This is a genomic window from Micromonospora sp. U56, assembly GCF_018070095.1.
Classification (GTDB): Bacteria; Actinomycetota; Actinomycetes; order Mycobacteriales; family Micromonosporaceae; genus Micromonospora; species Micromonospora purpureochromogenes.
Map to the genome: position 1 here is coordinate 60682 of NZ_JAGPYL010000013.1, position 19574 is coordinate 80255.

General features: G+C 73.9%; 19 protein-coding genes, 1 pseudogene and 1 riboswitch. Of the genes and pseudogenes, 13 read left to right on the forward strand and 7 right to left on the reverse strand.

Annotated features, from left to right (window positions below):
* Positions 1 to 12: 12 nt before the first annotated feature.
* Both nhaA and KBX37_RS07685 read right to left on the reverse strand, forming a co-directional pair.
* Positions 13 to 1341 (reverse strand): Na+/H+ antiporter NhaA, encoded by a 1329-nt coding sequence (nhaA, locus tag KBX37_RS07680; protein ID WP_210775224.1) that lies wholly within the window; start codon positions 1339 to 1341, stop codon positions 13 to 15.
* A 303-nt stretch (positions 1342 to 1644) separates the two neighbouring features.
* Positions 1645 to 2316, reverse strand: coding sequence for a transglycosylase family protein (locus KBX37_RS07685; RefSeq protein ID WP_210775225.1), 672 nt, complete (start codon positions 2314 to 2316; stop codon positions 1645 to 1647).
* Positions 2315 to 2489, reverse strand: a riboswitch (cyclic di-AMP (ydaO/yuaA leader). (Overlaps the previous gene by 2 nt.)
* A 448-nt stretch (positions 2490 to 2937) precedes the next feature.
* Between KBX37_RS07685 and KBX37_RS35185 the strand changes: the two genes are divergently transcribed.
* Positions 2938 to 3063: a hypothetical protein gene (locus KBX37_RS35185; RefSeq protein WP_256440220.1), complete on the forward strand. Its 126-nt coding sequence runs from the start codon at positions 2938 to 2940 to the stop codon at positions 3061 to 3063.
* Position 3064: 1 nt separating this feature from the next.
* Entirely contained in the window at positions 3065 to 3949 is an 885-nt protein-coding gene (locus KBX37_RS07690) for a peptidoglycan-binding protein (RefSeq protein ID WP_210775226.1), read from the forward strand.
* A 51-nt stretch (positions 3950 to 4000) separates the two neighbouring features.
* On the opposite strand, the gene htpG is transcribed toward KBX37_RS07690, so the two are convergent.
* Positions 4001 to 5887 (reverse strand): molecular chaperone HtpG, encoded by a 1887-nt coding sequence (htpG, locus tag KBX37_RS07695; RefSeq protein WP_210775227.1) that lies wholly within the window; start codon positions 5885 to 5887, stop codon positions 4001 to 4003.
* 92 nt (positions 5888 to 5979) lie between these two features.
* Complete coding sequence (locus KBX37_RS07700; protein ID WP_307848989.1) at positions 5980 to 6639, reverse strand: methyltransferase domain-containing protein; 660 nt, start codon at positions 6637 to 6639, stop codon at positions 5980 to 5982.
* 138 nt (positions 6640 to 6777) lie between these two features.
* On the opposite strand from KBX37_RS07700, the gene smpB reads away from it, so the two are divergent.
* The 5 genes from smpB to KBX37_RS07725 all read left to right on the forward strand — a co-directional run bounded on the left by smpB (position 6778) and on the right by KBX37_RS07725 (position 11138).
* Positions 6778 to 7260 (forward strand): SsrA-binding protein SmpB, encoded by a 483-nt coding sequence (smpB, locus tag KBX37_RS07705; RefSeq protein ID WP_210775228.1) that lies wholly within the window; start codon positions 6778 to 6780, stop codon positions 7258 to 7260.
* Between the two features lie 77 nt (positions 7261 to 7337).
* Positions 7338 to 7913: a helix-turn-helix domain-containing protein gene (locus KBX37_RS07710; protein ID WP_307848990.1), complete on the forward strand. Its 576-nt coding sequence runs from the start codon at positions 7338 to 7340 to the stop codon at positions 7911 to 7913.
* A complete protein-coding gene (locus KBX37_RS07715) occupies positions 7910 to 9181 on the forward strand; it encodes an MFS transporter (protein WP_307848991.1) in 1272 nt (423 codons plus the stop codon). Before KBX37_RS07710 ends, KBX37_RS07715 begins: the two co-directional genes overlap by 4 nt.
* Positions 9182 to 9357: 176 nt before the next feature.
* Positions 9358 to 10185: an MEDS domain-containing protein gene (locus tag KBX37_RS07720; RefSeq protein ID WP_210775229.1), complete on the forward strand. Its 828-nt coding sequence runs from the start codon at positions 9358 to 9360 to the stop codon at positions 10183 to 10185.
* The gene (locus tag KBX37_RS07725; RefSeq protein WP_210775230.1) at positions 10182 to 11138 is read left to right on the forward strand and encodes a sensor histidine kinase; all 957 of its coding nucleotides are present in this window, start codon (positions 10182 to 10184) and stop codon (positions 11136 to 11138) included. The genes KBX37_RS07720 and KBX37_RS07725 overlap by 4 nt, the downstream gene beginning before the upstream one ends.
* 26 nt (positions 11139 to 11164) lie before the next feature.
* Here KBX37_RS07725 and KBX37_RS07730 read toward each other — a convergent pair whose 3' ends face one another.
* Complete coding sequence (locus KBX37_RS07730; protein ID WP_210775231.1) at positions 11165 to 11578, reverse strand: type II toxin-antitoxin system Phd/YefM family antitoxin; 414 nt, start codon at positions 11576 to 11578, stop codon at positions 11165 to 11167.
* A 113-nt stretch (positions 11579 to 11691) separates the two neighbouring features.
* Entirely contained in the window at positions 11692 to 13437 is a 1746-nt protein-coding gene (locus KBX37_RS07735) for a M28 family peptidase (protein WP_210775232.1), read from the reverse strand.
* Positions 13438 to 13767: 330 nt separating this feature from the next.
* Here KBX37_RS07735 and KBX37_RS07740 point away from each other — a divergent pair, with 330 nt between their 5' ends.
* On the forward strand, positions 13768 to 14364 hold the full coding sequence (locus tag KBX37_RS07740) for a biliverdin-producing heme oxygenase (protein ID WP_210775233.1): 597 nt from the start codon (positions 13768 to 13770) through the stop codon (positions 14362 to 14364).
* A 125-nt stretch (positions 14365 to 14489) separates the two neighbouring features.
* On the forward strand, positions 14490 to 15374 hold the full coding sequence (locus tag KBX37_RS07745) for an ABC transporter substrate-binding protein (protein ID WP_210775234.1): 885 nt from the start codon (positions 14490 to 14492) through the stop codon (positions 15372 to 15374).
* Positions 15375 to 15399: 25 nt separating this feature from the next.
* Here the strand turns inward: KBX37_RS07745 and KBX37_RS07750 are convergent, their stop codons facing one another.
* Complete coding sequence (locus KBX37_RS07750) at positions 15400 to 16374, reverse strand: helix-turn-helix domain-containing protein (RefSeq protein WP_210775235.1); 975 nt, start codon at positions 16372 to 16374, stop codon at positions 15400 to 15402.
* Positions 16375 to 16463: 89 nt separating this feature from the next.
* On the opposite strand from KBX37_RS07750, the gene KBX37_RS07755 reads away from it, so the two are divergent.
* From KBX37_RS07755 to KBX37_RS07770, 4 genes and pseudogenes are all read left to right on the forward strand, one after another.
* Entirely contained in the window at positions 16464 to 17768 is a 1305-nt protein-coding gene (locus tag KBX37_RS07755; RefSeq protein ID WP_210775236.1) for an MFS transporter, read from the forward strand.
* Positions 17769 to 17877: 109 nt separating this feature from the next.
* Positions 17878 to 18486, forward strand: coding sequence for a hypothetical protein (locus tag KBX37_RS07760; protein ID WP_210775237.1), 609 nt, complete (start codon positions 17878 to 17880; stop codon positions 18484 to 18486).
* Positions 18487 to 18585: 99 nt separating this feature from the next.
* Complete coding sequence (locus KBX37_RS07765; protein WP_210775238.1) at positions 18586 to 19266, forward strand: response regulator transcription factor; 681 nt, start codon at positions 18586 to 18588, stop codon at positions 19264 to 19266.
* A gap of 15 nt (positions 19267 to 19281) precedes the next feature.
* Positions 19282 to 19574: pseudogene (locus KBX37_RS07770) on the forward strand (two-component sensor histidine kinase); the annotation flags it as partial.

Here is a 19574-nt window from a genome sequence, read left to right on the forward strand (position 1 = left end):
AGACGATCCGGCTCACCGACCAGCGGCGCCGTCGGTCTGCGACTCGTAGACGTCCGGGACGCCGTCCCGGTCGCGGTCGACGGTCTCCAGCTCGTGCACCCGCCGGTACAGGCGGGTGCGGGCGCGGAGGATGAACGTCGCGAGCAGCGCCGCGAGCAGGGATCCGGCGAGCACGGCGACCTTTACATGGCCGTCCCGTTCGCTGCCGAGGCCGAAGGCCAGCTCGCCGATGAGCAGGGACACGGTGAAGCCGATCCCGCCGAGCAGCGCCAGGCCGAGCACGTCGAGCCAGTTGAGGCCCTCGTCGAGGTCGGCACGGGTGAACCGGGAGACCAGCCAGGTGGCGGCCATGATGCCGACCGGCTTGCCGACGACCAGGCCGGCGACGATGCCCAGCGCCACCCGGTCCGTCAGGGCGGTGGCCAGGCCGGCGACACCACCGATGGTGACGCCGGCGGAGAGGAACGCGAAGACCGGCACCGCCACCCCGGCGGAGATCGGTCGGAACCGGTGCTCGAAATGCTCGGCCAGCCCAGGCCCCGCATCCGGTCCACCGGCAGCCTCGCTACGGATCACCGGAACCGTGAAGGCCAACAGGACTCCCGCCACGGTGGCGTGTACGCCGGACTCGTGCATCAGCGTCCAGGTCACCGCGGCGAGGGGCAGCAGCAGCCACCAGGACCGGACGCGGCGCTGCACCAGCAGCCCGAACACCGCGAGCGGCACCACGGCGCCCAGCAGCGGCCCGACCGACAGGTCGGCGGTGTAGAAGACCGCGATGATGACGATCGCCAGCAGGTCGTCGACGACGGCCAGGGTGAGCAGGAAGGTGCGTAGCGCGGAGGGCAGGAACCGGCCCACCACCGCGAGCACCGCCAGCGCGAAGGCGATGTCGGTCGCGGTCGGGATGGCCCAGCCCTTCGCCGCGCCCTCGCCTGCGCCGGCGGCGATGAGGTAGTAGATGGCGGCGGGCACGAGCACTCCACCGACGGCCGCCGCGACCGGCACCGCGGCCCGGCGCGGGTCGCGCAGGTCGCCGGCGACGAATTCCCGCTTGAGTTCCAGCCCGGCGACGAAGAAGAAGATCGCCAGCAGGCCGTCGGCGGCCCAGGTGGCCAGGCTGAGGTCAAGGTGCAGGGACGCCGGGCCGACTCGGAAGTCCCGTACCGACTGGTAGCTGTCCGCCCAGGGCGAGTTCGACCAGACGAGTGCCAGCAACGCCCCGATGAGCAGGAGTCCCCCGCCCACGGTCTCCTTGCGGAGAATGGCGGAGATGCGCCTGGTCTCGCGCCATGAGCGTCGGCCGAACAGGCTGGTACGGCGCCGGGTGGCGTCGGTCACGGAAACTCCTCGTCGGCAGGGGTCGCGTCATCCATCGCCGACCAGACTTCCCGGCACACCAGGGTCAACCCTATCCGCCACCGCGACGGACACGTCGGCGGTCGGCCGCGCTCGCGATCGGGCACGTGGTGCTCCTGGTACCCGGCGGCGGCGCGACCAACCGACCGGAGCGCGCCGCCCGGCGGATCCGGAGTGACATTGCGCCGGGCGCACCGACGGTGCGGAGCGCAGACCTCGACGCCCGGCCGGTGCGGGCCGGCCGGGCGTCGATACGGTCTGCCGCTGCTTCAGGACAGTGACGCGTCAGAGGCTGAGCTTCTGCCCCGGGAAGATCAGCCCTGGGTCGGCGCCGACCACGCGCTTGTTGCGCTCGTACAGCGCCTGCCAGCCACCGGCCAGGTCCCGGGCGTCGGCGATCTGCGACAGGGTGTCACCCGGCCGCACCACGTACCCGTCGCCGGTCCCGGCCGGCGCGCTGCGCCGCTGGCTGCGGGTGCTGTGCTGCTCCCGCGAGGACCGCTCGGTGGAGGTGGCCTTCGACGAGCCGGAGCGCTTCTGCGACTTATGCGACTTCTCCGCCTTCTCAGAGGTGGTGGAGTAGCTCTTGGTGGAGCCACCCTTCCTGCCGCAGGTCGGCCAGGCACCGATGCCCTGACCGTCGAGCACCTTCTCGGCGATCGCGATCTGCTCGCCGCGGCTGGCCAGGTCGGCACGGGAGGCATACTTCTTGCCGCCGTAGCCGGACCAGGTGCTCTGCGAGAACTGCAGGCCGCCGTAGTAGCCGTTGCCGGTGTTGATGTGCCAGTTGCCGCCGGACTCGCACTGGGCGATCGCGTCCCAGTTGACGCTGGCGGCGCTGGCCGGCGACGCCGGTGCCAGGACGGCGACCCCGGTGACCGCACCGACGGCGAGCGTGCCGACGGCGAGGCGGCGCGAGCTGACCCGTCGGTGACGGGCGGTGTATTCAGTTGCCATGTGGATTCCTCCACGCCGACGAGGTGAGCTGTCGGGTTCGGGCCGAGGAGCCCGGCCGCCCGTGGGCGGCTTCACCCCGAGGTGACGTGCACCGAGGAACGTGTGGGTCCCCCGCTCCATGCCCGCTGACAAGGTCCCACCGGCCGGCGGCATGGATTAGGCGTTACCGGCCGTGGTGTCCGCGATCGCGGACACGAACGACGTTAGGAACAGTTTGGGGCGATTGCCCACTTCTTGTGAAGTTCTTCACCCGGCTGAGCGACGGCGTCCTCCTTCAAGTTGCGGGTCGGTCGGTGGTGCTCTACAAGGGCGGGTCGGGAACCCGTCACGACTGGGCCGAAAGCCTCGCCCCGAGAAGCGGATCAGGTGCCCTCGCCTCCCGTCTTCGCTGGTCAGGCGGCCTTGATCGGCGGCCCGCGCCGCCGGACGGTCAGCGTTACCGCTGATTGGCGACTCATGTCTGGGCAGTCCGGCCGCCGACTCGGACGGTAGGGAGCAGAGCGCGGCCTCGGCGCCGTCGCGTCGGACCCGCCGGCCGCCAGATGCCGATCGCCGGCGCCCTGGCCCTCACGGTCCGCCCCGGTTCGCGGCGGCCGGCCATCCGCGAGAGGGAGGACCTTCATGGACACCGTCAGCACCGACACCGAATACCTCGTCGCCACCCTGACCGAGGACGACGACCCGGAGAGCCTGGCCGGCGACGAGGTCGACTTCGACCTGGCCGCCGCGCTGGAAGAGGAGGAGTGAGATGGGCGTGCACCTGGCGCCTGCGCTGCGGGTGCTGCGCGAGGAGATAGACACCCGCTGGCCGCAGCGCGACCGCAAGTCCGACGGCTGGTTGGGCGACGCCAGTCACCAGGCGCGCCGCTCGGACCACAATCCGGACAATGACGATCAATCGGTCAACGCGGTGGACGTGGATGTCGACGGGATCGACCCGCTGCTGGTCGTCCGGCAGGCCGTCAGCCATCCGTCCACCCAGTACGTCATCTACGACCGGAAGATCTGGAGCCGTACCCGCAGCTTCCGGCCGGCCCGGTACACCGGGCCGAATCCGCACGACAAGCACCTGCACGTCAGCGTCAGCCACCAGCGGAGCCTGGAGGACAGCCGCCACCCGTGGGGCATCGCCACCGCCACGACGGCGCGGCTGGGCGACCGGGTGCTGCGCGCCGGCTGCCGGGGCGGCGACGTCCGGGAGTTGCAGGCCGTCGCCCACCGCCTCGGGGCCCGGCTGACGGCCGACGGGGTGTTCGGGTCCGCCGTGGCCGCCTGGGTACGGTCGTTCCAGACCGCACGGAAGCTCACCGCCGACGGGGTGGTCGGCCCGCGTACCGTGGCGGCCCTGCGCGCGGCCGTCAAGCCGGCCCCGTCGGTGCCCAGCGGCCGGCCGGCGACGCCCGTGTCCGGGGGCAGACCGGGCTCGCGGACGCTGCGGCGCGGCAGCACTGGCGGGGACGTGACCTTCGTCCAGCGGTTCGTCGGCGCGAAGCGGTGCGGCCCCGCGAGCGGCGCCTTCGACGCGAAGACCGAGGCCGGGGTGCGCTGGTACCAGGGCATGCGAGGGCTGACCGTGGACGGGGTGGTCGGCCCGGCCACCTGGGCGGCGATGGGCGTGCGGGTCGGTTCCTGAGCAGTCGGCCCCGGCCCGGTGCTCCCCCACCGGGCCGGGGCCGTCGTCGCGTCAGAGGGTGCGGGCCAGCCGGTCGGCGAGGACCCGGGCGAACCGCGCCGGGTCGGCCAGGTCGCCGCCCTCGGCGAGCAGCGCCATGCCGTACAGCAGCTCGGCGGTCTCGGTGAGGGCGGCGGAGTCGCCGCCGCGCTCGTGCGCCGCGCGCAGGCCGGTGACCAGCGGGTGGGTCGGGTTGAGTTCGAGGATGCGCTTCACCTTCGGCACCTCCTGCCCCATCGCGCGGTACATCTTCTCCAAGGTGGGCGTGATGTCGTGGGGGTCGCCGACGATGCAGGCCGGCGAGGTGGTCAGGCGGGAGGAGAGCCGCACCTCCTTGACGCTGTCGGCCAGCGCGCCGCCGAGGAAGGCGAGCAGGGCGGCGTACTCCTTGGTCTGCCGCTCCCGTTCCGTTTCGGCCTCCTCGCGCTCCTGCTCGGTGTCCAGGTCCACCTCGCCCTTGGCGATCGAGCGCAGCGGCCGGCCGTCGAACTGCGCGACCCGCTCCACCCACACCTCGTCGACCGGGTCGGTGAGCAGCAGCACCTCGTAGCCCTTGGCGCGGAAGGCCTCCATGTGCGGCGAGTTCTCCAGCATGGCCCGGTTCTCGCCGGTGGCGTAGTAGATCTCCTCCTGGCCGTCCTTCATCCGCTCGACGTACTCGCGCAGCGTGGTGGGCTCGGTGGCGTCGTGGGTGGAGGCGACCGAGACGATGTCGAGGATCGCCTGCTGGTTGTCCGGGTCCTCCAGCAGCCCCTCCTTGACCACCCGGCCGAACTCCGACCAGAAGGTCCGGTACCGGTCGGCGTGCTCGGTGCGCATCTCCTTGACGGTGGCGAGCACCTTGCGGACCAGCCGGCGGCGCACGATCTGGATCTGCCGGTCCTGCTGGAGGATCTCCCGGGAGATGTTCAGCGACAGGTCGAGCGCGTCCACCACGCCCTTGACGAAGCGCAGGTAGTTGGGCATGAGCGCGGCGCAGTCGTCCATCACGAACACCCGCTTGACGTACAGCTGCACCCCGCGCCGGCCGTCGGCCATGAACAGGTCGAACGGGGCGTGCGTCGGGATGAAGAGCAGCGCCTCGTACTCGAAGACGCCCTCGCCCCGCATGTGGATGGTCTCCAGCGGGTCGGCCCAGTCGTGGCTGACGTGCCGGTAGAAGTCGCGGTACTCCTCCTCGGCGACCTCGTCGCGCGGCCGGGCCCAGAGCGCCTTCATCGAGTTGAGGGTGACCGGCTCGGCGTCGGGCGTGACGAGCCGGATCGGCCAGGCGATGAAGTCGGAGTACCGCTTGACGATCTCGCGGACCTTGCGGTGGTCGGTGTAGTCGGCGAGGTTGTCCTCGCTGTCGGCCGGCTTCAGGCGCACGGTGACCGAGGTGCCCTGCGGGGCGTCGTCGACCGTCTCCACGACGTAGGTGCCCTCGCCGGTGGACTGCCAGCGGGTGCCCTCGGTCTGGCCGGCCCGGCGGGTCAGCAGGGTGACCGTGTCGGCCACCATGAACGTTGAGTAGAAGCCGACGCCGAACTGGCCGATCAGGTCCTGCGCGGCCGCCTCCCGCGACTCCTTCAGCTTGCGCAGCAGCTCGGCCGTGCCGGAGCGGGCGATGGTGCCGATCAGCGAGACGACGTCCTCGCGGGACATGCCGATGCCGTTGTCGCGCACGGTGAGGGTGCGGGCCGCCGGGTCGGTCTCGATCTCGATGTGCAGGTCGGCGGTGTCGGCCGCCAGGTCCTTGTCGACCAGGGACTCCAGCCGCAGCTTGTCCAGCGCGTCGGAGGCGTTGGAGACCAGTTCCCGCAGGAACACGTCCTTGTGCGAGTAGATCGAGTGCACCATCAACTGCAGCAGTTGACGCGTCTCGGCCTGGAACTCCAACGTCTCGGTCCGGCTGCTCACACCAACCTCCTCATCGGTTCGTTTCGGTCCACGGGACAGGATCCGCGGGAGAAGGATACGAGCCGTCGTGGTCGCCCGGTCACCGCCGGTCGTCACTGGCGACGACGGGCCAGCAGGCAGGCCTGCGGGGTGGCTTCCGTCCGCCCGTCCCACTCCTGCGGCTCCCGGCACAGCCGGGCCCGCACGTCCAGCCCGGCGGCGTCCAGCAGCCGCGCCACCTGCTCGGGCCGGCGGCGGTGGAAGGTGAGGGAGACCGGGCGCCCCCACGCGTCGGTGAAGTGCTTCGGCTCGTCGCCGACCTGGAAGGCGAGCAGCAGGTGCCCGCCGGGAGCGAGGACCCGGTGGAACTCGGCGAACGCGGCCGGCAGCCGATCGTCGGGCAGGTGGATGACGGAGTACCAGGCGACCAGGCCGGCGAGCGCGCCGTCGGGCAGGTCGAGTTCCAGCATGGATCCCTCGGTGAAGCGCAGGTCGGGGTGGTCCCGGCGGGCCTGCGCGACCATGCCCGGCGACAGGTCCAGGCCCGCGGCCTCCAGGCCGAGGTCGTGCAGGTGCCGGGTGATCCGCCCCGGCCCGCAGCCGACCTCCAGGACCGGCCCGCCTCCGTCGGCGAGGACCAGCTCGGCGAAGGCCGCGAGCATGGCCCGTTCGAGCGGCCGGGCGGCCAGCTCGTTGCGGACGAACTCTTTGTAATCGGCGGCCATGGTGTCGTACGAGGTGCGGGTGGCGGTGAGGAAGTCCGGTTCGGTCACGACCGCCGACCCTACCGGCTGGCGGGTGGCGACCGGGTCCGGCTGGAGCTGCCGGCCGTACCCGCCGCGCCCCGCCGACCCCGGCGGCGCCGGCCGGTATCCTGCATCCGGTCCGCAGCCCACCCGCAGGAGGTCGTCGTGTCCAGGGACACGGAGCGCAAGCTCATCGCCTCCAACAAGAAGGCCCGGCACGACTACACCGTCCTGAAGACGTACGAGGCGGGGATCGTGCTGGCCGGCACCGAGGTGAAGTCGCTGCGGGAGGGGCGGGTGTCGCTGGTCGACGCCTTCGCCCAGGAACGCGACGGCGAGCTCATGCTCTACGGCCTGCACATCGCCGAGTACGGCTACGGCACCTGGACCAACCACCAGCCCCGCCGGACCCGCAAGCTGCTGCTGCACCGGGTGGAGATCGCCCGGATCCTGGAGAAGCTGCGCGACGGGGGCGTGACGCTGGTGCCGCTGTCGATGTACTTCAGCAACGGCTGGGCCAAGGTCGAGCTGGGCCTGGCCCGCGGCCGCAAGTCGTACGACAAGCGGCAGGCGCTCGCCGAACGCGACGCCAACCGCGAGATCGCCCGCGAGCTGGGCCGCCGCCTCAAGGGCCGCCGCCCCGCCTGAGCCATTCGCCGGATCTGCCCCGGCAACGTTTGACAAGACTCCTTGTACATCACATCTTGTACGTCTAGCCTGTCCCCGTGTCCGAAGACGACTCGACCCTGCACCTGACCGATCCGCGCGCCATGCGCGCGCTGGCCCACCCCACCCGCCTGCGACTCCTCGGCGAGCTGCGGGTACGCGGCCCGCAGAGCGTCGGCATGCTCAGCGAGCTGGTGGACGAGGCCGTCGGGTCGGTCAGCTACCACCTCGGCAAGCTCGCCGAGCACGGCTTCATCCGGGAGGCCCCCGAGCACGCCCGCAACCGCCGGGAACGGTGGTGGCGGGCGGCGCACAGCCGCACCAGCTGGGAATTGGTGGAGGTGCTGCACGACCCGGAGCGCAAGCTCGCCTCGGACCTGCTGCGCCGGGCCGTCTTCCAGCGCTACCTGGAGCGGTTCCAGGCCTATCTCGACAGCGAGGCCACCCTCGACCCGGACTGGGTGCGGGGCACCACCAGCAGCGACCAGACCATGCACCTGACCCCCGACGAGCTGCTCGAGTTGCACGGCGAGCTGGCGGAGCTGGGTGCCCGCTGGCAGGCCCGCAGCGACCCCGACCGGCCCGCCGCCCGCACCGTCACGCTGATCTGGCAGGCCTACCGGGGGCCGCAGTGACCGCCGCGCCCCGCCACTGGGGCCCGCTGCTCGGCCTGCTGATCGGCCACACGGTCTCGCTCACCGGCAACATGCTCACCTACATCGCCCTGCCGCTGTACGTGCTGGCCGAAACCGGCTCACCGGCGGCGACCGGCCTGACCGGGGCGTTCGCCGCCGCGCCCGTGGTGCTCGGCGGCGCCCTCGGCGGCGTGGTGGTCGACCGGATCGGCTACCGCCGGGCCAGCGTCGTGGCCGACCTGGTGTCCTGCGCGACGGTCGCCGCCGTCCCGCTGCTCGACGCGACCGTCGGCCTGCCGTTCTGGGCGCTGCTCGCGCTGGTCTTCGCCAGCGGCCTGCTCGACACGCCCGGGCAGACCGCCCGGACAGCGCTGCTGCCCGAGGCGGAGACCGCCGCCCGGGTGCCGATCGAACGGGCGATCGGCTGGTTCGAGGCCACCGAACGCGGCTCGCGACTGCTCGGCGCGCCCGTGGCCGGGCTGCTGGTCGCGGCCATCGGCGCGCTGCCGGTGCTGGCCGTGGACGCCGCCACCTTCGCCGTCTCCGCGCTGGTGGTGACGCTGCTGGTGCCCCGCGGCATGCGCCCGGCCGAGCCGGCGTCGGAGGAGTCCGGCGGGTACTGGCGGAACTTCGCCGCCGGGGTACGGTTCCTGGTCCGGGAGCCGCTGCTGCGCGCGGTGGTGCTGCTGGTGCTGATCACCAACTGCTTCGACGCGACGAAGAGCAGCGTCCTGCTGCCGGTGGTCGCGGAACGCGAGCTCGGCGGGGCCACCGCGTTCGGCCTGCTGGTCGGCGCGATGGGCGGCGGCGCGCTGGTCGGCTCGCTGCTGTTCAGCGCCGTCGGCCACCGGCTGCCCCGCCGCGCCACCCTCGTCACCACCTTCGCGGTCGCCGGCGGGCCACCCTTCTGGGCGCTGGCCGCCGCGCCGCCGCTGCCGGTGCTGGTCGCGATCTTCGCAGTCTCCGGTCTCGCCGCGGGTGCGATCAACCCGCTGATCGGCGCGGTCGAGCTGGAGCGGGTGCCCGCGCACATGCGGGCCCGGGTCTACGGGGTGGTGGGGGCCGGCTGCTGGGCCGCCATGCCGCTCGGCGCTCTCGGCGCCGGACTGGCCACCGACCGGTTCGGCCCCACCGCCATCCTGGTCACGATCGGCACCGCCTACGTCCTGGTCGTGCTCACCCCGCTGCTGGGCGGCCCGTGGCGCCGGATGGGCCGGCCGGCGACGGTGGACGAGCGGCCGGCCGACCTGGCCAGCACACCCGGCTGAGCCACGGCCTGCCACTGGTTGCCGGGGCGGCGCCGGCCCGCGCCGCCCCGGCAATGAACGCGGGACATTCGCCCTTGCGCACGGCAGCCGCGGCGTCGCCGGCGTGTCCATGGGCGGCGGCCGGGCTGCGCGCACCCCGCCGCTGCGGCTTAGACTCCGGGCATGAGGCGTGGAGCTTGACCAGCGAATCAGTGCGTTCCGTGCCGCCCGGACACGTCTGCTGGACCTTCGACGACACCGCGGTCTTCGACGCCCGGGCACAGCGGTTCCTCCTCGCCGGCCTCGACGCCGGCGAACGGGTCCGCTACGTGACCGCGGAGCCGGGGGACGTCGCCGTGGCCCGGTGGCAGGGCGTCCCGCGCCTGCGCGACGCGCTGCGCGGTGGGGCGGCGGAGGTGGTGTCGGTGCGCGACACCTACGGCGAGCGGCACGTCGTCGACCCGGCCGCCCAGGTCGCCGCCTACGCCGCGTTGACCGACGCGGCCCTGGCCGACGGTCACGCCGGCCTGCGGGTGGCCGCCGACGCGACGACGCTCGTGGTCACCGCGGAGCAGCGCGCCGCCTTCACCCGCTACGAACACCTGGTCGACCGCCTCATGCGGGTCCGGCCGATGTCCGCCGCCTGCGGGTACGACCGGCGGGTGCTGGACGGGCGGGCGATCGAGGAGCTGGCCTGCCTGCACCCGGCGGCCGACCCGGGGACCACCCTGTTCCACCTGTACGCCGGGCGCGACGAGCTGGTCCTCGCCGGTGAGCTGGATCCCTCCAACCACGACGTCTTCGACACCGCGCTCACCCGCGCGAACGTCGACGACGCCACCGGCGAGCTGGTGGTCCGCGCCGACGAGCTGCGCTTCATCGACCACCGGAACCTGATCCACCTGCACCGGCACGCCGCCCGTCGCGGCGGCACCGTGGTCCTGCACACCCCGCTGACCTCCGCCGCCCGGCTGGTCGAGCTGCTGGGGCTGTCCCGCGTCCGGGTCGCGGTGGTGCCGCGATGAGGACCGGTGCGGCCGCCGGGCATCACGGCTACTTCCACGAGGCTGTCTGCTACGGCTCCGACGAGGATCTGCTCGCCGTCGTGGTGCCCTTCCTCACCGGCGGGGTCGCCGCCGGGGAGCCGACACTGGTCGCCCTCGGCGAGCGCAACACCGCGCTGGTGCGCGCGGCGCTCGGCCCGGACTCCGGGGTGTCGTACCTCGATGGCGGCGACGTGTACGCCCGGCCGAGCGCGGCGATCAGGTCGTACCGCCAGCTGCTGGCCGACCACGTCGCGGCGGGAGCGGGGCAGATCCGCATCATCGGCGAGCTGCCCGCGTTCGGCCCGACCTGGGACTGGTGGGCCCGCTACGAGTCGGCGATCAACCACGCGTACGACGACTTCCCGCTGTGGGGCATGTGCACGTACGACACCCGCACCACCCCGACCGCGATGCTGGCGGACGTGCTCCGCACCCACCCGCGCACGGCGATGTCGGACGGGCGGCACGTGCCGAACGAGGGCTACACCCCGCCGGAGGTGTACCTGCGGGAGAACCGGCCGATCGTGCCCGACCCGTTGCAGGCGGGCGCTCCGGCCGTCGAGCTGCACGACCCGACACCGGCGCGGGCCCGCGAGGCGGTGCACGAGGCCGGTCGCGGCCGGCTGAAGGTCGACGACGTCGACGACCTGGCCGTGGCGGTGAGCGAGGTGGTGACCAACGCGCTGCGACACGGGCGGCCACCGGTGCGGTTCCGGCTCTGGGTCGGCGAGGACCGGATCGTGGTGAGCGTCGACGACCGCGGCGACGGGCCGAGCGACCCGTACGCCGGTCTGCTGCCCGCGGGGGGCGCGGCGCCGGGCGGGCTCGGGCTCTGGATCACCCATCAGGCGTGCAACCACGTCGTGATGCACCGCGGCGCGGACGCCTTCACGCTGCGCCTGACCGCCGGCAACCCGCACGTCACGCCCTGACGGCGGCGGCCGGCCCGGCGGGCCGGTCAGTCGCGGAGCAGGTCGGCGTGGACGGCGCGCAGCCGGTCGAGGGCGCGGTCGGTGCCCGGTGGGACGCGCTGGTCCAGCTCGGCCCAGAGCTCGGCGAGGGCGGCGGTGACCGCGCGCAGCTCCGCGGCGTGCCGGCGGGCGCCCTGCCGGTGCGCCTCCTCCAGGCGGCGGGCCCAACCGGCGGTGACGGCGGCGAGGCGCTCACCGTCGGCGCGGGCCTGGGCGGCGGTGCGGGCCGCGGCGGCGGGCACGATCGCGGCGACCGGGCGGGAGTCGCCGTCGCGGGTGACCAGGGTGACGGTGTCGGTCAGCTCGGCCATGGCGATCAGCTGGGTCAGCCGGGTGCGCAGCTCGCGCAGCGGCAGGGAACGGGGTCGACCACTGTGGTGGGTCAGCGCGGGGGCAGCCATGCCGTCATGCTCAGCCGGGGGTACGACATTTATCGTCGTGACGCTCCGGCGGGCCGTTCGAACGCGTGCCGTGGGGGGTGGGGCGGGCGGCGGCCCGCCCCGCCCCCGGTCGGTCAGCTCGCCTGCAGGGTCACGTCGTCGATGACGAAGCTGGTCTGCAGCGACGAGTCCTCGGTCCCGGTGAACTTGAGGGTGACGGTCTGGCCGGCGTACGCGCCCACGTTGAACGAGCGCAGCACGTAGCCGCTGGCGGCGTTGAGGTTGGAGTACGTCGCCAGGGTGGCGGTGCCGACCTGCACGGTCAGCCTGTCGTACGCGGTGCCGGTGGTGGTCTCGGCGGTGTCGATGTGCAGGTAGAAGGCGAGGGTGTACGTCGAGCACCCGGCCGGCACGGTCACCGACTGCGACAGCGTGTCGGTGTGGGTGCTGCCGTAGCCGTCGAGCCACGCCTTGTACGACCCGGTGCGGGCGGGCTGGCTGGCCGAGTTGGTGATCACGCCCGAGGTGGCGGTCCACGGGGTGGTGCCGGACTCGAAGCCGCCGTTGCCGATCACCTGGCCGCCGGCGCACCCGCCGGTGCCGGTCACGGTGAGGCTGTAGGTGGCGGTGCGGGTGACCGACCCGGTGCCGGTGACCGTGATGGTGAAGGTGCCGGTGGTGGCGGTCGACGAGGCGCTGACGGTCATCGTGGCGGAGCCGCCGGAGGTGACCGACGAGGGGCTGAACGACACCGTCACGCCGCTGGGCGCGCCGGTGGCGGACAGCGCCACCGGCTGCGGGCTGCCGCTGCTGGTGGCGGTGCTGACGGTGGCGGTGGTGGACGCGCCCCGGGCCACGCTGCCGGAGGTCGGGCTCACCGACACCGAGAAGTTGTTGGTCGGGGTGCCGGTGCCGACCGCGAGCTGCCAGATGGCGTACGCGACGCCGTCGGCGCTGCGGTTGAGCACCGTCGCGCTGATGTTGCTGGTGGTGTCGCAGGAGCGGTGGTAGCAGGGGTCGTACGCGGCGTTGGCGGTGCCGCCCCACTTGGTCGCCTGGGCGCTGGTCTTGCGGGCGCTGGCGCCGGCGGCGTACCCGGAGGTGGGGATGCCGCCCTGCTGGAACGAGTAGTCGTCGGAGCGGCCCTGCCCCTCGACGTTCTCCTCCGGCTGCAGGCCCAGCGAGTCCCAGTACGCCTTGAGCGGCGCGGCGGTGGTGGAGGTGATCCGGTTGATGAAGTAGCCGCCGTTGGTCGAGCCGACCATGTCGAAGTTGTAGTAGCCCTTGATGTAGCCGCGCTGGGTGGCGCTGAGCGAGTTGACGTAGAACTCCGAGCCGTTGAGGCCCTGCTCCTCGTCGGTCCACCAGGCGAAGCGGACCCGCTTGGTCATCGACGGGTTCTGACTCGCCAGCACCAGCGCGTTCTCCAGCAGGGCGGCCGAGCCGGAGGCGTTGTCGTTGATGCCCGGGCCGGCGGAGACGCTGTCCAGGTGCGCGCCGAACATGACGACCTGGTCGGCGGGGCCCTGCGGCCACTCGGCGATCAGGTTGTTCGACGGGTACGTGCAGGAGGAGCAGTACTGTTCGCTGACCGTGTAGCCGGCGGCCTGGAGCCTGGTCTTCAGGTAGTTGACCGACGCCGTGTACCCGGCCGAACCGGCCCGCCGGGTGCCGCCGTTGTTGGTGGCGATGGTCTGGAACTGGGTCAGGTGAGCCTGGACGTTGGTGACCGAGATGTCCGGCGCCGCGAGGGCGGCGAGCGGGGCGGCGGCCGGTGCGGCGGCCGGCGGGGTCGCCGTGGCCGGCGGGGCGGCCAGGGTCATCGTCACGGCGGCGAACACGGCGAGGGCGAGGCCCTTCGTCGGCGTGCTACGTCTCATGCGAACTCCTCGTGGGGGTCGGCGGGCGTGGCCGGATCCCTGGCGGGGGTCAGGTCGGGGTGGACGGGATCTCGCGGCCCGGGGGTGAGGTCGCGGCGGTCACGCCGGGGAATGAAACACTGACATGTATCAATCTCCCGGTCAACCGGCCGAACGGAGTCACAATCCCGGTTCGCCGGGACCAGGACGCCCCGCGGCCGTTCTCCGGACCGGGCCCGATCCCGCGCGCCGCGCCGCCCGGCCGGCGACGGGTACGGCGTCGACGCGACCGGTCCCGCGCAGCGGCCGACCGCGTGTTAACGACGCCCCCGAACTGGGCATACTGCCCAAATGTCGGACCAGCCGGTGCCGGACCTGCTCGCCGCCCTACGGACCGGGACGCGCCGCCCGCACCGCGAGGTGGAGCGGGTCCTCGGGCTGCCTGGGCGGATCAGGTCGCGGGCCGATCTGGCGGCGATGCTGGCCGCGATGCTGGCCGGCTGGCAGCCGGTGGAGGAGGCGCTGGCCGCCGTCGACTGGGTCCCGCTGGGCCTGGACGCCCGGCTCGGCACCGCCACCGACCTGCTCCGCGCCGACCTGGGTGCCCTCGCCACGGCCGGCGCGCCGGCCGGTGACCCCGCGCCGGCGCCAGAGGTCCGGTTCGACACCCTCGCCCGTGCGGTCGGCGGCCGGTACGTGCTGCTCGGCAGCGCGATGGGCGGCCGGATCGTCGCGCCGGTGATCGAGCGGCGGCTCGGACCGGGATGGACCCGCTTCCTGCGCCGCGACGGCATGGACCCCGACCGGGACTGGGCGACGTTCCGCACGGCGGTGACCGGGTACCCGTGGGACGGGGAGCAGCGCGAGCAGGCCGTCGAGTCCGCCCGGAGCACCTTCGCGCTGATCGGCGCCACCGCCGCGCGGTCACTCGACGTACCGCCACGCTGACCGGCCACCCGCCGCGTCACCCTCGGCTGGTCGGTGCTCGCGCAGACCGCGGTGCCGGGCCGGTCCGGCCGGCGGACCATCGGGGCCGCACCGCACCGCGCGGGCGGCCCGGGCAAGATGGGGCCATGCGCCTGGTCTCCCTGCTGCCCTCCGCGACCGAGATCGTCTACGCCCTCGGCCTCGGCGGGGACCTGGTCGGGGTGACCTTCGAATGCGAGGTGCCGGCCGCCGACCGGGCCGGCAAGACCGTGGTCGTCGGCGGCACGGACACCCGGGGCATGACCCCGGGCGAGATCGACGCGCACGTCCGGGCCCGGCTCGCCGCCGGCGCCGACCTCTACACCCTGCACGCCGACGCGCTCGCCGGGCTGAACCCCGAGCTGATCCTCACCCAGGACCTGTGCCGGGTCTGCGCCCTGCCCTCCGGACACGTCGCCGACGCCCTCGACCACCTGGGCTGCCGGGCCGACGTGCTCTCGCTCGACCCGTACACCCTGGACGAGGTGCTGGCGAGCATCCTCGCGGTGGGCGACGCCGCCGGCGTACCGGAGCGGGCGCGGGCGCTGGTGGACGGTCTGCGCGACCGGCTCGCGGCGGTCGCGGCGGCGGTCGGCGACCGGCCACGGCCCCGGGTGGCGGTGGTGGAGTGGACCGACCCGCCGTTCACCGCCGGGCACTGGATCCCCGACCTGGTACGCGCCGCCGGCGGCGAGCCGGTGGCCACCCGCCCCGGCGCCCGCTCGGTGCAGGTGCCCTGGTCCGAGCTGCGTGCCGCGGCGCCGCAGGTCGTGCTGGTCACGCCCTGCGGCTTCCGCCTCGACGGCGCGGTCGGCCAGGCCCAGGCGGTGGCGGAGCACTTCCCGGGCACACCGGTCTGGGCGGTCGACGCCGACGGACTGGTCGTCCGCCCCGGCCCGCGTCTGGTCGACGGCGTCGAGGCGATCGCCGCCGTCCTGCACCCGGACGCGGTGCCCGCCCCGCCCGCCGGCGCGGTGGCCCGGGTGGCCTGACGGCCCGGCCGGCGCGGCCCCCGGGTCAGCCCGCCCCGGCGAGCAGCGCCTCCGCCGAGGTGGTCCGCGCGTAGAGCAGGAACCGGCCGACCCGGTGCGTGCCCACCAGACCCGCGTCCCGCAGCGCGGTGAGGTGCTGCGAGACCGTGCCAGGGGCCAGCCCGCAGCGGCGCGCCAGCTCGGTCGTCGAGGACGGCACGGCCAGCTCGTGCAGCAGCGTGGCCCGGGTACGGCCCAGCACCCGGCTCAGCGCCTCCCCCGGCGGCAGCGCGGCGCGTTCCCAGAGCGTCGCCACCGCCCCCGCCGGGTAGCGCAGGGTCGGCTGCCCGGACGCCTCGACCAGGTTCGAGAACGGCCGCGGCCAGGTGAAGACCGACGGCACCAGCAGCACCCCGCGACCGTCCAGCCGCACCGACCCGGCGGTCGTCAGGTGCTCGATCAGGAGCGTGCCGTCGTCCCAGGAGACGTAGCGGTCGAGGTGGTTGAGCAGGCCCCGCACCCCGTCGACGGCCATCCGGCGGGCGCCGAGCAGCACCTCCCGCTCCAGCAGGGTCCGCATCCGTGGCCAGTAGGGGGCGAGCGCGACGTCGGCGTAGGCGCGGATCTGCGCGGCGAGGTCGGCCAGCCCGGCCTCCGGGTCCGCGCGCAGGGCGGCCGTGCGGGGCGTGGGCGGCACCGGATCGCGGTCGAGGCAGGCGCGGACCGCTTCCGGCGGGGTCGCGGTCAGCGCGGCCAGTTCCAGGTCGAGGGTGGGCCCGGTGGTGGTCGGCGGTGGACAGACGAACGACGGGATCACCACCGTGGGGACCGGGACCAGATCGGCCAGGAGGCCCCACCGCACCGTCGCCAGCCGGGGCACCACCTGGCGTGCCCAGGGCAGGTGCGCGGGAAAGCCGGCCGGGTTCTTGACGATCCGTACGCTGGCCACCACCTCCCACAGCGGCGACACGGCGAACCTGGTGTTGGCCAGGTCCGCCACCGACAGCGCGGCGCGCAGCACCCCTCGTCCCCCGTCCCGTCGTGGCCCGCGGATTCGCCCTGGGCCGAATTCATCGACCCCGGACCGGGCGTCCGGGCACCGTGACCGGCATGATCACCGACCCGCGCCCGACCGTCCGCTGGTCCCGCGCCTTCCGTCAGTTGTACGCCGTCAGCGTCGTCGGTGGCATCGGCCAGCAGGTGGCCCTGCTGGCCGTCCCGGTGCTCGCCGTCGACGTCCTGCGCGCCACCCCCGGGCAGGTGGGCCTGTTGGGCGTGCTCGGCACCGCGGCCTTCCTGCTGATCGGCCTACCCGCCGGGGTCTGGGTGGACCGGGCCGACCGCCGCACCGTCATGATCTTCGCGGATCTCGTCCGGTCCGCGCTGTTCGCCTCGGTCCCGGTGGCCTGGTGGGCCGGTTGGCTGACCATCGGGCAGCTCTACCTCGTGGTCCTGCTCGCCGGGGCCGGCACGGTCTTCTTCGACGTCGCCGAGCAGAGCTACCTGCCGGCGGTGGTCGGCCGGGACCGGCTGGTGGCGGCGAACTCGCTGCTGGTGAGCACCGGCGCGACCATCCAGATCGGTGGGCGGGCCCTCGGCGGATTCCTGGTGCAGCTGCTCAGCGCGCCGGTGGCCCTGGTGCTCAACGCCCTCGCGTACCTGGTCTCCGCGCTGGTCCTGACCCGGCTGCGACCGGACGCCGCGCCGGCCCGGCAGGCCGGCTGGCGCGACGGCTTCGGCCGCCAGCTCGCCGAGGGGGTACGGCACGTGCTGGGCAACCCGCTGCTGCGGCCGCTGGTGCTCTCGCTCGCGAGCATCAACCTCACGGTCAACCTGATCACCACCATGCTGCCGGTGGTCTTCCTCCGCGAGCTGGGGCTCGGCGCCGGGGCGCTCGGGCTGTTCCTCGGCGCCGGCGGGGTCGGGGCGCTGCTCGGGGCGGTGACCGCCCGGCCGCTGGCGGACCGGATCGGCCACGGTCGGGCGCTCTGGCTGCCCGGGCTGATCGTGGCGCCGCTGGGCGCGCTGGTGCCGCTGCTGGACACCGGTCCGGCGCTCTGGCTGGCCGGGTTCGGCTGGCTGGCCACCGCCTGGCGCACCGGGATCGGCAACGTCATCGGGGTGAGCCTGCGCCAGCGCTGCACCCCGGACGCGCTGCTCGGGCGGATGAACGCGGTGTTCCGCTTCCTGCTGTTCGGCGCGATCGCGGTCGGCGCCGCCCTCTCCGGCCTGCTCGGCCAGTACGCCGGCGTCCGCACGGCGCTCTGGCTCGGCGCCGCGGGTGCCGCGCTGACCTGGCTGCCGATCTTCTGCTCCCCGCTGCGCGCCCTCGCCGAGCCGCCGACGGTGGCGTCGCCGCGGGGACCGGCCACCGTCGCGGACGCCTGCGCACCGGCGGCCCGGACCGGCCGTTGAGGACTGTTACCCCGCTGTTACGCCCCGGTGGGACGGCTGTGGCGGATCAGCCCGACCGTCGAACTCGAACCGGCTCACCGGGCCGGACGGAACAGGCAGGGAGGACACCATGCGATCCACGAGGACACTGGGGGCGGTGGCGGCGGTCATGCTCGCCGTCCTGCTCACCGCCGCCACGGCGGCCACCGCGGGGGCGCGGCCCACGACCACCGGCACGCAGGTCGCGCCCCGGGCGGTCACCGGCGCGCCGTACTGCGGGATCACCTGGGGCAGCGCGGAGAAGACGACCGGCCCGCTCAGCAGCGCCCCGCTGACTCAGGTGCGTACCGGTCGGCACGACTGCTTCGACCGGGTGGTGTTCGAGTTCGCCGGCCCGGTGAGCGGCTACTCGGTCGCCTACGGCGAGACCTGGACCGAGGGCGAGGGGCTGGCGCTGTCGCCGTACACCGCCGGGGACGCGCTGCTGCGGGTGTCGCTGCGGGCGCCGGCGTACGACGACCAGCACGTCGCCACCGTCCCGTACCGGGTCGGCGAGCACGCCGCGAACGTGCTGCGCTACTCGACGCTGCGCGACGTCGTCTTCGCCGGCAGCTTCGAGGGCTACACCACCTTCGCGGTCGGGGTGCGGGCCCGGCTGCCGTTCCGGGTGTTCGTGCTCGCCGGCCCCGGCACGCACAGCCGGATCGTGCTCGACGTCGCGCACCAGTGGCAGGAATGACCAGCCGTCGGGGCGGGGGGCCGGCGTCGACCGGACCCCCGTCACCGGCCGTTGCGGCAGGACCGTCCGATGACCTCCCGGGGCTACCCTGAGGACGTCATGGACGGCCGCGTGCTGCTGGTCGAGGACGATGCCTCCATCAGGGAGGTCACCGCCCTCGGTCTGCGGCGGGCCGGCTTCCGGGTCAGCACCGCGGTCGACGGCCGCGCCGCGCTGGCCGCCTGGCGGGCCCAGCCGGTCGACCTGGTGGTCCTCGACGTGATGCTGCCCGGCCTCGACGGGCTGGAGGTGTGCCGGGAGATCCGGCGCACCAGCGCGGTGCCGATCCTGATGCTCACCGCCCGCACCGACACCATCGACGTGGTCGTCGGGCTGGAGTGCGGCGCGGACGACTACCTGCGCAAGCCGTTCGACCTGCCGGAACTCGTCGCGCGGGTACGCGCCGGGTTGCGTCGGGCCAGCGCCGTCGTCGAGGAGACCATCCTGACGGTCGGCGGGCTGGAGATCGACCCGAACCGGTTCGTCGTCCGCAAGGCCGGCCGGGAGCTGACCCTGACCGCCACCGAGTTCCGCCTGCTGCTGGAGCTGGCCCGCCGGCCCGGCCAGGTGTTCACCCGCGAGCTGCTGCTGGATCGGGTGTGGAACCACTCCCACCTCGGCGACTCCCGACTGGTCGACGTGGCGGTGCAGCGGCTGCGCGCCAAGGTGGAGGACGATCCCGCCGAGCCCCGGCTGGTCCGCACGGTGCGCGGGGTCGGCTACAAGCTCGCCACGGCATGACGGGAGGATGGCGCGATGGCCACGGGCGCCGTACCGCCGGGTCGGCTCCGCCGCCGGTTGACGGTGGCGTTCGTGCTCGTCGCCGGGGTCTCCGCCGGGGTGCTCGCCGGCGGGTCGTACCTGATGCTGCGGCAGGCCCGGCTGGACGGCTCGGTGCAGCGGGCGGCGGCCGACGCCCGCTACCAGCTCGTCCTGGCCGGGCAGTTCGTGCCGCTGACCGACGCCCGCCGCGCCGAGCTGCTGACCAGTTTCGAGGGCAGCGGCCGGCACGTGCTGCTGGTCGCCGGTGACACCCGCGCGTCCCACCC